We start from the raw sequence: 14,107 nt of genomic DNA on the forward strand, positions 1-14,107 counted from the left end.
AAAGTACTGCTACTCTGAACTTCTAGGAGATCTATATGCCGACCCCACTGGGCGAGAAACTAAGAAAGCTGCGGAAGGCCAAGGGATTCACCTTGGAATCCCTGGCGGATGCGACCGAATCCAGCAAGAGCTACATCTGGGAGCTGGAAAACAGCGATGTGGCACGCCCGTCGGCCGAGAAGCTGGCACGGATCGCCTCGGTCCTCGACACGATCCCAGAGTTCTTCCTTGATGCCGATCGCACAGAGGCGACGTTCTCGGACCGAGACCAGAAATTTTTCCGGAACTACGCGACGCTCGACGAGAAGAAAAAAAACAAGATGCAGCAGTTCCTCAAGATGCTCGACGACGATGACTGATCCCGTCGGACCAAGGGGATGGGGCATCACGCTGGCCAAGATGTGGGGGCCTCGCTTCCCTGTCGATCCGCAGATCATTGCGCTTGAGTACAGCGCCAAGCGTCCCGACCCAATCTCTAAGGTCAAAGCCCATCCGGTCGATGGCATCGAGGGAATGCTGATCCAGCGCGAGTCGAAGGCCTGGTACATCCTCTACAACGAGGGCATCGTCGTACCAGGCCGCATCAAGTTCACTATCGCGCATGAACTTGGGCATTACCTCTTGCATCGCCAGAGCCAGGAAGAGTTTCGCTGCGGCCAACGCGACATCATTGGTGCCCAGAACGCGCGTGCGCTCGAAGACGAAGCCAACCTGTTCGCTTCGTATCTCTTGATGCCCATGGACGACTTTCGGCGGCAGGTCGATGGGCAGCAAATCTCTTTAGAGCTGCTGGGGCACTGCGCTGAACGCTATGGCGTGTCGCTGACCGCCGCCATCCTCAAGTGGCTTGAGTTCACCGATGAGATCGCGACGCTGGTCGTCGGTCGCGACGGTTATGTGTTGTGGTCGCGATCCAGTAAGGCGGCCATGCAGCTTCGACTGTTTCGCAGGCATGGCTTTGCCCTGCCTGCGAAATCACTGGCCGCCGATGGTCACGCATTCGACTTTGACGATCGCACAGGTGTGTCCATGCCTGCCGGCGTGTGGCATCCCGCGGAAGAAACCAAGGAAATGAAGATCGGCTCCGATCAGTACGATTTTTCGATCTCTCTTGTGCTTTACCCGAGAACGCTGTCGTCCGTCATCCACAAAGAGGCAGAGCCAGCAGAGGACCTGCTGGATCGCGTGATGCAGCCGTTTCAACGTCGCGAATAGACGCTCATGGCTTGCTGGCGATCACCGACGTGGCGCGCTCATAACTTTTGAGCCAGCCGGCAGTGACGGAACAGCGTGTCGCCACCAAGTCATGAATCGTTTGGTGATCGTCCGCCAACGAGCGATTAAAAATCGGCTCGTGATGCGCGATGCGATTGCGCAGCTGCCGGACCTGCTCCAGCTGCGCATAGGTCTGCTTCCGCAGATCTGCGACCGTCTTGGTCGGGTCGAGGTTCGGCAGCACGCGGCGCAGATGCGGGTTCCAAATCCGAGTGTCATAGCGCCCCGTGAACATCTTTTGCCAGAACACGAATTTGAGTTCCGGGATCACCTTGCCTGTGGTGTGCTCACGCTTACGAATGCTTTGAAGGTCGTGGCGTGGATCGTAGTAGCCATGCGCTGCCGTGGGCAGGCTGCGTTCAAAGGTCGCATTCCAAGGCCAGCGCGGCCCGTAAATCGCCTCCAGCGCGTCCGAAACCGCGTTGCGAATGACCACCTCACAGATGTGCAGCGGCGAGAGCAAGGAGGCCGAGACCTCCGCATTCCAGGCGTACAGCGCCAGGGCAGAAAGATCGTCATCATTGGCTTTTCCGGCCGCTGCCAAGTAGGTCCCCATACGTGCCGGCGAGAGGGCCGCAGTAACCGCATCGTTCAAGGTTTTGTTTGACATCCAACACCCATAGCCTTACACTTGTCTCACTAGCCACGGGTCTAGCGGGCGCAAGCCTCCCCCCGAGGACAGACGATAGTTTGAAAAACCTGCTGTGAAGCAGGTTTTTTTTTGGCTGCGCTCTTAGCGCCGCCACGCCTTAGCCACAGTATGCGTCACTCTTCGTGCTGCATCCGCTGGCCCTGAAATGCGAAAGCCACCTTGCAGTGGCCTTGCGCCCATTCGCCGAAGCGGCTGGGGGGATTGCGTTCAGCATGGGCCTGCACTTCTCAATGTCAAAAAGCGCGCTTTTCATGCAGCCATGCATGCACGCAAGCATGCACTGGACATGGACCCAGTAAAGACTGGATATGAACACAGCCTGATGATTTATACTGTGTGCTGCCTGCCAGGTTCCTTGGCAAGCTCGCACTCCGCGCGATAAGACAGGGCCATGCAGACGCGGCCGCACGGATAGAAGTAGCGTTGAGCCGGTATGCCGCAAGGCTAGGGGGCAGTTCCCGAATAATCCGGCGGGCTGGTCGAATCTCGAAGCCCAGGGCGCACGCGGCTCACCACCGTCGTGGCATCGGGAATCCGCGCGAGCGGGGTGATCTCCTCTCACTCCAGGGTGCCCCCTGGGGTAGGGGGTCTTTCGGTGATCCCTCCCCTGCGCCCAGCTATCGAGAGCCGTTTTTCCTCGCTTCTCATGACCAGAATAGGGTGAAAACAGCGGTCGGGCCGCCGCGCGAAAAATTTTCGCCTTCGGCGTCGGACGCAAAAAAGGGAGGGCAACCACCGGCCACCCTCCCTTACACCACCGGTCAGCGCTTGCTGTTCGGCGTCACCTTCGTGGGAACCCAGGTGTGACCCGGCTTCGTCGTCGGCGGCAACTGGCGACCGTCAGGAACGGTCGTGTAGTTGGGTTGCCGACCACCACGGGGACCCACCTCTTGGTAGATCCCGCCCTTGTCGCCGGTGCTTTCACCGGGCTTCTTACCTGCTGCCATAACTTCCTCCTTGGAAAAAGCAGCAACCCGGCCATCGAAAAACCCAATTGGCCAAGACCAACGCCGCGGGCGACAATGTCTTTGCACACATCCGTGAGCAGACAGACTTCGCCGGTAAGGTGGTCTGTCTAAGCCGCCAAGGAGCTGAACCCTCCTCGGCGGCTTTTTTCTTCCTTTTCTGGATTCGTCGTTAAGACTCCTCCGCCGTCATGACGCGCCCCGGCGATCCCGGTTGCTCGATGCGTCGCTGATTCGTCTCCCTCGCCTCCTTTGCCAGCATGCCCAGCGGCTTCAACCGCTCTACCGTGCCGTGCAGGTCGTAGGCCGTCAGGCTGCGCTCGTCATCGTTGCCCGGCATGACGTGTCGTTTCACAAACCCCTTTACTTCGAGCTGCTTGAGCCGCCTCTGGACCGTGCGTTGCGAAATGCCGGTGCGTTTGGCCAGGCTCTCAGTGCGCGGGTACGGCCGACGTGCGTCGGTCCACCAGTGCGCCAGCAGATTGGCCAACACCACCACTTCCTCGCAGTCCAGCCCGAGTTCCCCCTGGTGCTGCAGCAGTACGGAAGGAATCACAACAAAACCACCACCAAGACCGTCACCCCAACGATCTTGAATCGCATGAGTTTCGTTAGCAGTAGTTGTTGCTGTTCCCAACATGGCTTGAAATATACGAGGGCATTTTTTGGCGCGGATTCCACGTCGATAGCGGCCTGCTCGACGGGGCGCGCCGGCCGGCGTTGTACAGTCTCCAGCCCGCTGAATCTGCCCGCCGGTCATGTCCACCTACATGTATCGCTTCGTCGGCCTGGAAGCCCTGCCCTCCCGCCTGACGGACTTCGATCTTCAGTACTTTTTCCGGCTCGGAGATGGCGACGTCGAAGCGATCCGTCAGCGATTCCGATCCGACCGTCGAGTTGCAGGCGCACTTCAACTGCTTTTCCTGCGTGCGTGCGGCCGCCCCATGGACCGCTTCTCAGTGCTGCCGCGCAATCTGCTGCAGTACGTGGCCGAGACGCTCGCGGTCCCTCCTCTCACAATCGCCAGCCTTCGGAGTCTTTACCAGCGCCGCCCTACCCTCTACGAACATCAGCAGTGGGCCAGGGACTACTTGGGCCTGCGCGAACTTGACTCGGACGCAGAAGCTGCCCTCGTGGCCATGCTCGCCCTTCATGCCGCCGACGCTCCGCACCCGGACGACTTGGCCACGTCGGCACGCCACTGGCTCTACGACCACCGCATCCTGATCCCCGGCGAGCGCCGCGTGCAGGACTGGGCGCGCAACGCATTTGCCGCGACGGAAGCTGTCATTCGCAAGGCGATTGGGAGCGAGGTCTCGCCCGCCGTCGTGCGCCACTGCCTCAAATCGGCCCATAGCCAGCGTGCTGACGCCGGCTGCTCCCACCTCGAGTGGCTCAAGACGCCTTCCGGCCGCCACGGCTCCTCGACGCTCGCTATCATCTTGGAGAAGATCGCCTACCTCAAGTCGCTCGGCGTTCACGAGTGGCTGATGGCCGGCATCAGCCTGCCCAAGCAGCACGCTTATGCGCAGCAGGTGCAGGCGCGCCGGCCTGCCAAGAATCGCGAACTCAAGGAGTCCCGCCAGGCGATCGAACTGCTGTGCTTCCTGCGCGTGAGCCTGCTTGAACTCACCGACATCGCCGTGCAGCAGAGCCTGCGCCGCAGCCAGCAACTGTTTCGAGAGGCGACGCAGAGAGTAAGGACGACGCGCGAGTATTCGGACAGCGCTGCACGCACGCAGGTGCGCCTCGCTCGGGACGTGCTGCGAGATGGCGCCATGTCGGTTCAGGCGCGGTGCATCGAAGCCGATCGACTGCTGACCGAGATACTGGACGTGCCTCACAAGAGCTTTGCGTCCGAAGTGCGGAAGGTGCTGTCTACCGACCACCAACGTGTCAAGGCGTTCCTGGGAGGCCTGCAGTCGCTGGAATTCGGCGGGCGGGCCAAGGATCCAGCGTTTGATCAACTCGTCGCATGGCGTGAGTTGCAAGGGATGAAGGCGTCAGAACTTCCCGGCGACTTCGTCGTGCCGGATGTTGGCGCCGCCTGGCACGACCTTGTGCGCGATGTCGATCCCCGCTCCGGCCTCCACGCCTTTGCGGCGTGGACCATGATGTCGTTGCGCAAGAGCCTGAGAAACGGCCGCGTCTGGATCAACCACTCGCTGAGCTACCGGTCGCGCGAGCAGCTGCTCATCTCCCCTTTCGAATGGGCGCGTGATCGGAATGCATACCTGTCCTTGTTGGATTGCCGGCATGCGCCGATCCATTGGTTGTTCCCCTCCTCGACAATCTCACAGCCGGCGTCGCGGCGGTAGCCGAGGTGTGTGAGCAAGGTTTGCTCAACATCGATGCCCGCGGCATGCTCCATCTGCCCGCTGTCACCGCGCTGCCCGACGAAGGCGAGCCACGTCGACTGCGTGATCTCATCTATCTCAAGCCGCGTACAGTTCCCCGATCTTCTGCTGGAGATCGATGCTCAGTGCAACTACAGCGAAGCGCTCTTGGGCCACCGCGCGGAAGCCGTTGACGAGCTTCTCGCGCTGTATGCCGCCCTGCTCGCGCACGGAACCGACATCGACGCCAAGAGCGTGGCGGCAATGATCCCGGGCTTGGACACGGCACGGGTGTCCGTTGCGATGCGGGCGCTGGAGACGCCCGGGCGCCTGCGCCGCGCGAACGAGCGCGTGGTCGAATTCCAGGGCCGCGTGCCGATCGCTGCACACTGGGGCGACGGCGCCAAGGGTTCAGCCGACATGATGTCGCTGGAAGCGTCGCGCCACCTCTGGAGCGCGCGCACCGATCCGCGGCGGCGCACCTACGCAGCCGGCATCTATACCCACGTGCTCGACCGCTGGGGCATCGTCTATGACCAGCCCATCGTGCTCAATGAGCGCCAGGCCGGCGTGGCCATCGAAGGCGTTGAGCGACACAACCGCAGTGACGATCGCATCCGGCTGTCTTTGCTCGCCGTAGATACCCATGGGTATTCGAGCAGCGCCATGTCAGTCGCCAAGCTGCTTGGCTTCGACCTGTGCCCTCGCCTTCAGGATCTGTCAGAGCGAAAGCTCTTCCTGCCCGCGGGCTTCGCCGTGCCGGAAGGTATTGAGCGCGCGACGGTCAAGCGGGTGTCGCGCAGGGCGATTCGCGAGGGCTGGGACGATTTGATGCGCGTTGTCGCATCGATCCGGGTCGGCAAGATCGGAGCCGACGTTGCGCTGCGTCTGCTCGGCACCGCCGCGCAGGGTGACCCGGCATATCGGGCGGCTGACCACCTGGGTCGCCTGCTGCGCAGCATCTTCCTGTGCGACTACATCGCGATCCCCGACTTCCGGCGCGAGATCCACACGTTGTTGAGCCGCGGCGAATCGGTGCATCAGTTGCAGCGCGCGGTCTACACGGGCAAGGTGGCGCCCGAGCGGGGGCGACGGCGCGACGAGATGAGGGCGATCTCAGGCGCGCATGCCTTGCTGACAAACATCGTGCTCGCTTGGAACACCAGCCGGATGGACGATGCGGTCGAGCGCCTGCGCAGGGACGGAATCGACATTGACGATGCATGGCTGCGCCGTATCGCGCCAGTGCACTTTGCGCACATCAACTTCCGGGGGACCTTCAGATTCCGGATCGAGATTTACGCCTCGGCGCTACTCCAACCGGGCGCCGCGCCAAGGGTCAGCGCTGACGCTTGAGGTCCCCGGCGTGAGCCAGTCGATCTGATCCGCTCGCACGAAAGGTCGAAGCGTATCAATTGGCACGGAAAGGACGTTGCCGCGCAGAAACAGAGATCACTAAGTTGTTGTCAGGGTTACGCTTTTCAAAGCCAACCGTATCAATCTGCATGAAAAGGACGATTACCCCACACCGCCCTGGAACGCCACTCGCATGAGGAGGTCGACCGGGCGCGCCAAGCCTCGAAGCAGCTGGAAGCCGGGCTGGCCAGGGAGCAGCAACAGCGCATGCGAAGTGAAGAAGCCGCGGCGCAGACGCTGGAGGCCGGCCGCCGGATGTTGCGAGAAACGCAGCAGGCCGCCCAGCAGGTCGAGCGGGAGCTGCGCGATCAACTCACCTTGCAGGCGAGCCTGCTGGCGCAGGCCCAGTCGGAAGGCTGGGCGCTCCAGCAGCGACTCGACGATTCCCTTCTGCAACTCAGCGAAGAAAAGACATCGCATGAGGGCACCCGGACGCTGTTGGCACGTACTCTCGACGCCGGGCGCAAAACTGCCCCGCGTGGCTCCGGCGTTCGATTGAAAGCCAAGCGGCCCAGGGGTTAGATCCTATCAATAGCGGCGCAAGCGCCTTATCATTTCTCATTGCAAAAATCAGGATTTGTAATGGCAACTCTTTCTCTCGCCGAAATCGATGCCCAGATCAAGGAGCATGAAGGGCGAATCGCGCAGCTGCGAGCCACCGCCGCGAAACAACGCAAGGAAGAAATCGGCGGCGTCGTTCAGGAATTGCGGCGGCGGATCGCTGAATACGGAATATCCGCGAAAGAACTCGGTTTGACCGGCAAGTCTGTGCTGCCGCGCCGTCGCACCGGCACAGCGGGAGCGACTGCCAAAGGCCCCACATATACGGGACCAAATGGCGAGACCTGGGTCGGTGGCTCGCGCGGGCGCAAGCCGCTCTGGCTCGCTGAGCAGTTGGCAAAGGTAAAAGTGCCATCGGAGTAGTCCGCGTAGAGGCTCGACTCGGACCCTCCGGGATTTTCAGCGGTTAGTATTGCCGGCGGCATGACGCTCTTGGCCGGCGCATGGGGCGGAGTGAGCAAGGCTCACGCGCGGTCCGGCGCTTGATTGAGACTCAGGCGAACTAGGGGTTAGATCCTATGAGTAGCCGCTTAACGGGGTCGTTTAGGAGTTGCGGCGGCGGACCGCGGAATACGGCTTAACAAATCGTCGCACGGCACCACCTCAAAAAATTCACCGCCGTTTTTGGCCGCTCCCGAGCGCATTTCGCGGAGCTTGCTAGCGGTTTTGAAAGAAATCACAATGACCACCGCCACTATGGCACGAGCCGATCTCGCCGAAAAGAGAGCTGACGGCGACGTCCTGCGCCAGATGGTGCCAGCACTGGGCGCGCGGTGACTGGACTAGTCAGTTCAGTGCCCGGATATGAACTCCCGGCTCACGCGCTAGCGAGGGTCGCTGACTAACTTGGTCGATCAATATGGAATCGAGCTCGCATTCTACGCAGACTGCTGAGGAAAGGGCTTGTAGAACTTACGACCTTTGGTGGATGTATCTTGCCATCTCAGCAGTTCAAGCCGGGTACTACATAGTCGTACGAAGTACGTTGGCTTCAGGCTCGATATTAATTCTGCAGATCGCATGCTTGCTCGGCTTCTTATTATCAAAGGCATCTGAGACTCGGCGCTGGGCTTATCTCGGACTGCTCACTTTCGCGCCGATACTTACAGTCATTTGTGCGCTCTCGTCAGCTTGGTCGTGGGACATTCTCGTGGCGTGGTACCTTACTGTTCGCCTCTTAAGCAAGGATGTTCGGCGAGGGTTGTACTCTGTAGTACAGATAGGCAATTGGGGAGTTGCCGCAACGCAACTGTCTGTTCGAAGCTGGAAATTTCTTGGTATATTGCTATGGTTCACTGCTGCCTTCGCATTAATGCAAATTCTCTTAGGAGGCGGGAGAGACGGCCACGGCGGGACGGTGATTTACGGCTTTCTTCTGGGCGGTGGTGCTTACTACCGAGGGCGATCGTTGGAGACCTTGCTCTTGGCAGCGCGCGCTAGGGAAATGGATACCAGAGCGCCGGTTGTGTACCTCCGCGCTTTCTCGGCAGATGAGCACCCCGGGGGCACGCCGTTCAACCCCAAACTACTCCCGTTCCGGTTCGAGGAAGAGGAGTTGGTTCGAGCGCTCCAATGGTACGGACCTGTTTGGGCGATTTCACCCCCTGGCGAAGACACTCCTACTCTTGGTGCACTCAGGATAAAGGCTTCAGATGACGAGTGGAAAGAAGTTGTAATCGACCTTGTCAGTCGATCGAGATTGACCGTGCTCCGCCTTCCTTTAAAGGTGACCCCTGGTATTAGATGGGAACTGGAAACTGCCGCGGGCCAAACCGGTGCACGCACACTTATTCTTGCAGTGCCTCGCAGGTGGAGTGGCGCTGACTATTTACGCGATGTAATGCCAAACATTCCCGGCGAATTATTGGCGCAGGCGGAAATGGCTTCGAGGGAGCCGTCGACCCGTGCGTCAATTGTAGGCTTCTTGCACGCGGCAGCCAATGATTCGACTTTCACGAAGCTAGTAGGCCGAACAAGTTGGCTGAATCGGCTCATGGCGGGACGAGCACATGAGTTTGAGGCCGCATTGCGATCCGTGATTCCTCCTGAGTCGCGAGGCGTGCTGGATGATTCCGAGTATGAGTAATCGTTCTTTTCATGCATGTATGAGGTGATCGTCCTTTGGGTGCGGACTGTCACGGTTAGGGCAAAACAACCATTACGGATCAACGACTTGGTGAAGGGCTTCTCCCGTAAGACATCCGCGATGCAAGTTGCTGATTTCAATGGCGTTTTCACTCTCCTCCGTGACAATCCGCACCGAAAGGACGACGATCACCCCTTCATGGACGCGCCGTCGACGTTCGTTCCGGATGCCGGAAGGGCTCGCGTCATGGTGGGCTTGCAGCGCCAAGCGCCTTAGGTCCGAGCAGCCAGTCTTGCGACAAGTCGTACGCCCACACGGAGCGCCCGAAAGCCAGTAACTGCGCATCGCACTCGCGCGCGCGCTGCTTGGGGCGATTTCGGTTTCGGTGCATTTTGTGGCGGCTAGCTGTGGCGGCAACTTGGTCTTCGCTGGAGAACTTGGCTATCGATCCGTTGCGTCAAGATTCGGCAATGGCCTGTCTGCAACGTATTGATCATCGCGTTCCGCAACCTGCACCTAAGTGTCTCGGGTCTGCCCCAATCGCTCACGATTGTCTTCTCCGCGCACCGCGCTTGATGTGGCTAGTGCAGGCGCACCCACTCCTCGAAAAGACGAGAGCCAATCGAGTAACGAGCGTCGCCCAGGTAGTTAATTACGCCAGTGCCCGCTAGAACCTCCAGGGCAGTGGCCACCTCTGCCACGCTGCGGGAAGTGTCTCTCGCAATCGATGCGGAAATCGCCTCTTGGCGCGCTGCCAATGCAATATAGATTTGCCGCTCTGCCTCTTTAAATCCGTCTGACTTGTCGTTAAGATTCCACCAGAGGGCGAACGTACGATTTAACACACTTTGTGTCAAAAGCGTCTCTATCGCCTCCGCCCTTCGCCCTGCCAGTCCGATCCTGCTTCCATCCGACACGTTGTTCACAACTTGCTGAGCGATAAAAGGATGACCTCCACTTAGAAGTTCAATCGCGGTAGCCTCTTCCTGGCCGATCGCAATGCCTTCGCTGTTTGTACGAAGTGTAACTAGTTGCCGGTGCTCTGCTTTCGAAAAGGTCGACATCCACAATACCTCTGCAATGTTTAAAAGCGGGGATCCAACGCGTTGCGTGTACTCGGCGATATCGCGGTATCCGGCAATCACTAGCCCCACGAGCGGCTTGAGTGCAGTGTCGGTGTCCTTGAGGCCGCGGATATAGCTCCAGGCGTCATTTGCCCACTCCTTCCGGACAATGTACTCGGCCTCGTCAAGGATGAAGACTACGCCCTCGAATCCCAAGGCCCGCGTGTGAGATAGACTGTTAACTAAGGCGTGCCGGAAGTCCTCGTGTACCAACCGTCTCGTCTGTTCCGGATTCTCAAGTTTTAGTTTGATCAAAGACCCAATTGCTACTTCCGCGCCAGATATCTGGCGGAGAAAGGACCGATATCGTTCTCGCCAGTCGAGCCCAGTTGACTTTGCCCAGCGCTCCATGGAGTCGCGAAGTCGGCGGATGAGAATGAAGCGAAAGTTGTCGAGCCCAGTAGGTTGTTCGACGTCCAAACTGATGTAGACAGGGAACGGACGACGCACCGCGCGTGGTCTTGACCCTAGCATGGTCCATTCGAGAGCACGGAGCGCGCTAGTTTTACCAATTCTGCGTCCTCCGAGCAGAACGTTCACAGCGGAAGCTCGAGCCAGCACAGCGTCGAGCAGAAAGGTGCGGCCAACGAAGTGCTCAGGATCGGTTATCGCCGTCTTATAGTTATCAAACGGTCTGATCTTTGAGTCCCGTCTCACGAACATTCTCCATCGGGAGTTCGTTGTAAAGCCAACCACCGTGTCAGTAGACCGACGCGAATGTGCCACCTCTGGTCTGAAAGAATCGACTCACGCTCAATCAGGCCTGCGGATTCTAACCAAAGTAGCGCATCGACAAGACCTTCGATTGAGGAACCGTTCCTCATCTCCGTCCGGAGTGTCTCATCGCTCTTTTCCACCTGCAAGTTCATTAAGACGCGGGCGGCTGCGTTCGAAACGCGCTTCGCAATGTCGCTCCACACATTGTGTCGAAAGTAATTGTTAAGCAATGCGGATGCAGAGAACGGATCTCGCAGAATTGGATCGGCGTCGATGTAGCGAACCGCGCCGCCAGAATGCTCAATAGGAATTTTTGCGCACAGCATGCTAGCCAGCTGTCGAGCTAAAAACGGGTGGCCACCGCTTGCTTCCTGAATTGTTGAGATCGTTTGACCATCGAAGCTCCTCCCCATTAAACGACCGATATCGGCCAGCATCGTCTCTGTCTCCTCTTTTCGAAACGGGGGGAGAAACATTTCTTTGAAATAGCTAAACACGGGATTACTCTTACTGCCAAGTTGACGCCAATTATTTATGCGATTGCATTCTGGGAAGATGTCAGCGACGATCATGGTCAGTGTTCGAGTTTCCTGACTCAGCGCGCGGAGAACACCAAATACGGTATTGAATTCTTCGACATGTCGAGTTGTCGATGATTCACTCGGCACAATTCTTTCCATCTCGTCCAGCATACAAACCACCGGCATTTTTAGTCCCTGTTGAACAAGATGCTCGACTAGGCCAAGATACCTGCTGGCAAAATTCGACGACACCCTTGACGCAGGCTGATTCTCGTTGAACGGTTGATATTTAGCCGTTGCTCGATGATCAGCATAGTTCGCTAACTTTGACAGGATGGCGTTGAACAACTGAACTCCATATTGTGATCGCCCTGAGAATAATTGAAGGTCCACGTGCACAACAGGGTTTCCGCGCAGCAAAGCCCCAAGCTGCAGAAGTACCGATGTCTTCCCGGCCTTTCGTAGACCGAACAGACCGATTGATTGTTGGCCGAGCAGATCTTTCTTAGCGCGATCCAGCATGTCCGAGCGCCCGAAAAAAGACAATGAGTCAGATATCGCATTTCGGTCGTCGAAGAGATCAGCTCCAACTAAATAGCGAGTTGAATACTCCCGTAGCACCGCCTCCACCGAACCTTCGCGCGCGCCTTGCTCAATTGCCGTGATCGGCACTGGAATTACTATAAATCGATCGCGGATTCGCGCTTGAGCAATCCTCAGACGAGCAAGCGTATCAGCGGTTTCATGATAGAGAAGAATACCCGCACGATCGGCTGCTGGTCGTGTCGAATAGCTGGTGTTCTCGATTAATGTCTCAACGTCCTGCTCAGTTGCCGCGCCTTTAGTTATCACAATGTTCATTGGCTCAAAAATCTGGAGGCCACGAATAGAAGTGGTCAGAGCAAAGCGCCATGCGTCAATCCGATCGACTCTCAGCCCCGCTTCCCGAAGCATCTCGACTATTTCTTCTTTATGGTCTTGCAATGCGACCTCGCGTACCAACGCAATTGCAGAGGTATAAGGCGCCGCATCACTACTGAGAGTCTGTACGAGAACGTGAAGCTGCTGATTTAACTCGGTATCTCGTAGGCGCTCGCGTGCTACAGCCCGAATTCCATGGAATACCGTGGAACTCGTGCGCCCGCCGAACAACTCGCCGATCTCCGGCAGGCTCTTCTGTGTGAGTTCCTTAGCCAAGTACATCGCAATCTGGCGCGGCCGCGCGATGGAAGCGGGACGCTTCTTGCTGTACATGTCGGCGACCTTGATCTTGTAGTAGTCGGACACGGTCTTCTGGATGTTCTCCACGCTGACATGCCTGTTCTGGATCGAGAGCAGATCGCGCAGCGCTTCGCGTGCTAGGGCGATGGAGATGTCCTTCTGGTTAAAGCGCGAATACGCCAGAATTTTCCGCAGCGCGCCCTCGAGCTCACGCACGTTGGAGCGCACGTTCTTGGCGACGAAGAAGGCGACCTCCTCCGTAATCTCAGCACCCTCGGCGCGCGCCTTGTTGATCAGGATGTCGACGCGCATCTCCAGCTCGGGCGGTTCGAGCGCCACCGTCAGACCGCAGTCGAAGCGCGACACTAGGCGCTCGTGAATGTCGGTCAAGCCCTTGGGGTAGGTGTCCGAGGTCATCACAATGTGCGACTTTTTGGCCAGCAGCGCCTCAAAGGCGTTGAAGAATTCCTCCTGCGTTCGGTCCTTGTTGGCGAAGAACTGCACGTCGTCGATCAACAGCAGATCCAGGCTTTGGTAGCGCTCCTTGAACTCGTCGAAGGTCTTGCGCTGGTAGGCCTTGACTACATCCGAGACGAACTGCTCGGCATGGACGTAGAGAACCTTGGCGGCCGGGCGATCGTTCAGCAGCCGGTTGCCGACCGCATGCATCAGATGCGTCTTGCCAAGGCCGACGCCACCGTAGATGAACAATGGGTTATACAGCTGGCCCGGCGAGCCGGCCACGTACATGGCGGCGGCGCGCGCCATACGGTTTGCCGTGCCCTCGACCATCGCTTCGAAGGTGAGCGCCGTGTTGAGGCGGCTGTTGATGTATTTTGTGGACATCGTTGGGTCGTTAGGGTTGGGCCAACCAGTTCGTCATTCTGGGCCAGGCTGGTGCTACTGGAGGCGATGAGTTCAGCCACGACCATACATGGCGCGAAGCGACGCGATCTCGGGGGCGTCGATCCCCAGTTCGTTGCCCAGGTGCCGCTAGAGTCCCGGTGGCACAACCCGCACGGCGTCCAGGAGCCGACCACTCATGCGCAGGAAACCGATGTGCAGTGCGAGCCCTAGTTTGCGTGCGTCGCCGCGGCGCGCCTGAACCAGCTGATGCTCGGCGCGGCTGAAGGTAAAGAACGCCTGCAGTTCGAAGGCTCTGAGGCCGTGAGGCAGCTCGCGCAGGCCCGGGAATGTCGTCTGCCGTAGACGCAAAGTCGGAAGCGCGAGTAG

Annotated in this window: 9 protein-coding genes and 3 pseudogenes; 5 read left to right on the forward strand and 7 right to left on the reverse strand. The window is 58.8% G+C overall.

Annotated features, from left to right (window positions below; translation table 11 throughout):
• Positions 1-35: 35 nt before the first annotated feature.
• A complete protein-coding gene (locus WKW82_RS26270) occupies positions 36-359 on the forward strand; it encodes a helix-turn-helix domain-containing protein (RefSeq protein ID WP_340345417.1) in 324 nt (107 codons plus the stop codon).
• Positions 352-1,215, forward strand: coding sequence for an ImmA/IrrE family metallo-endopeptidase (locus WKW82_RS26275; protein WP_340345418.1), 864 nt, complete (start codon positions 352-354; stop codon positions 1,213-1,215). Before WKW82_RS26270 ends, WKW82_RS26275 begins: the two co-directional genes overlap by 8 nt.
• Before the next feature lie 4 nt (positions 1,216-1,219).
• Here WKW82_RS26275 and WKW82_RS26280 read toward each other — a convergent pair whose 3' ends face one another.
• Both WKW82_RS26280 and WKW82_RS26285 read right to left on the reverse strand, forming a co-directional pair.
• A complete protein-coding gene (locus tag WKW82_RS26280) occupies positions 1,220-1,885 on the reverse strand; it encodes a hypothetical protein (RefSeq protein ID WP_340345419.1) in 666 nt (221 codons plus the stop codon).
• A gap of 803 nt (positions 1,886-2,688) precedes the next feature.
• Positions 2,689-2,874, reverse strand: a complete 186-nt coding sequence (locus WKW82_RS26285; RefSeq protein ID WP_340345420.1) for a hypothetical protein — start codon at positions 2,872-2,874, stop codon at positions 2,689-2,691.
• Between the two features lie 47 nt (positions 2,875-2,921).
• On the opposite strand from WKW82_RS26285, the gene WKW82_RS26290 reads away from it, so the two are divergent.
• Positions 2,922-3,068 (forward strand): hypothetical protein, encoded by a 147-nt coding sequence (locus WKW82_RS26290; protein ID WP_340345421.1) that lies wholly within the window; start codon positions 2,922-2,924, stop codon positions 3,066-3,068.
• Here WKW82_RS26290 and WKW82_RS26295 read toward each other — a convergent pair.
• Entirely contained in the window at positions 3,065-3,532 is a 468-nt protein-coding gene (locus WKW82_RS26295; RefSeq protein ID WP_340345422.1) for a helix-turn-helix domain-containing protein, read from the reverse strand. The two genes, WKW82_RS26290 and WKW82_RS26295, sit on opposite strands and share 4 nt — an antisense overlap.
• A 118-nt stretch (positions 3,533-3,650) precedes the next feature.
• Here WKW82_RS26295 and WKW82_RS26300 point away from each other — a divergent pair.
• A pseudogene (locus WKW82_RS26300) lies at positions 3,651-6,584 on the forward strand (Tn3 family transposase).
• A 162-nt stretch (positions 6,585-6,746) separates the two neighbouring features.
• Here WKW82_RS26300 and WKW82_RS26305 read toward each other — a convergent pair.
• A complete protein-coding gene (locus tag WKW82_RS26305; RefSeq protein ID WP_340345423.1) occupies positions 6,747-7,064 on the reverse strand; it encodes a hypothetical protein in 318 nt (105 codons plus the stop codon).
• A gap of 162 nt (positions 7,065-7,226) precedes the next feature.
• Between WKW82_RS26305 and WKW82_RS26310 the strand changes: the two genes are divergently transcribed.
• On the forward strand, positions 7,227-7,568 hold the full coding sequence (locus WKW82_RS26310) for an H-NS histone family protein (protein ID WP_340345425.1): 342 nt from the start codon (positions 7,227-7,229) through the stop codon (positions 7,566-7,568).
• A 2,304-nt stretch (positions 7,569-9,872) separates the two neighbouring features.
• Here WKW82_RS26310 and WKW82_RS26315 read toward each other — a convergent pair.
• The 3 genes and pseudogenes from WKW82_RS26315 to WKW82_RS26325 all read right to left on the reverse strand — a co-directional run.
• The gene (locus WKW82_RS26315) at positions 9,873-11,072 is read right to left on the reverse strand and encodes a hypothetical protein (protein ID WP_340345426.1); all 1,200 of its coding nucleotides are present in this window, start codon (positions 11,070-11,072) and stop codon (positions 9,873-9,875) included.
• Positions 11,073-12,691: 1,619 nt separating this feature from the next.
• Positions 12,692-13,699 (reverse strand): annotated as a pseudogene (gene dnaA / locus WKW82_RS26320) (chromosomal replication initiator protein DnaA); the annotation flags it as partial.
• A 96-nt stretch (positions 13,700-13,795) separates the two neighbouring features.
• Positions 13,796-14,089: pseudogene (locus tag WKW82_RS26325) on the reverse strand (DUF4158 domain-containing protein); the annotation flags it as partial.
• Positions 14,090-14,107: the final 18 nt, after the last annotated feature.

The organism is Variovorax rhizosphaerae, from assembly GCF_037889975.1.
Classification (GTDB): Bacteria; Pseudomonadota; Gammaproteobacteria; order Burkholderiales; family Burkholderiaceae_C; genus Variovorax; species Variovorax rhizosphaerae.

What these genes read in the sequence shown, in the direction of transcription:
- WKW82_RS26270 (WP_340345417.1), top strand. Translation starts at nt 36, where the DNA reads ATGCCGACCCCACTGGGCGAGAAACTAAGAAAGCTGCGGAAGGCCAAG.
- WKW82_RS26275 (WP_340345418.1), top strand. Translation starts at nt 352, where the DNA reads ATGACTGATCCCGTCGGACCAAGGGGATGGGGCATCACGCTGGCCAAG.
- WKW82_RS26280 (WP_340345419.1), bottom strand. Translation starts at nt 1,885, where the DNA reads ATGTCAAACAAAACCTTGAACGATGCGGTTACTGCGGCCCTCTCGCCG.
- WKW82_RS26285 (WP_340345420.1), bottom strand. Translation starts at nt 2,874, where the DNA reads ATGGCAGCAGGTAAGAAGCCCGGTGAAAGCACCGGCGACAAGGGCGGG.
- WKW82_RS26295 (WP_340345422.1), bottom strand. Translation starts at nt 3,532, where the DNA reads ATGTTGGGAACAGCAACAACTACTGCTAACGAAACTCATGCGATTCAA.
- WKW82_RS26305 (WP_340345423.1), bottom strand. Translation starts at nt 7,064, where the DNA reads ATGCGATGTCTTTTCTTCGCTGAGTTGCAGAAGGGAATCGTCGAGTCG.
- WKW82_RS26310 (WP_340345425.1), top strand. Translation starts at nt 7,227, where the DNA reads ATGGCAACTCTTTCTCTCGCCGAAATCGATGCCCAGATCAAGGAGCAT.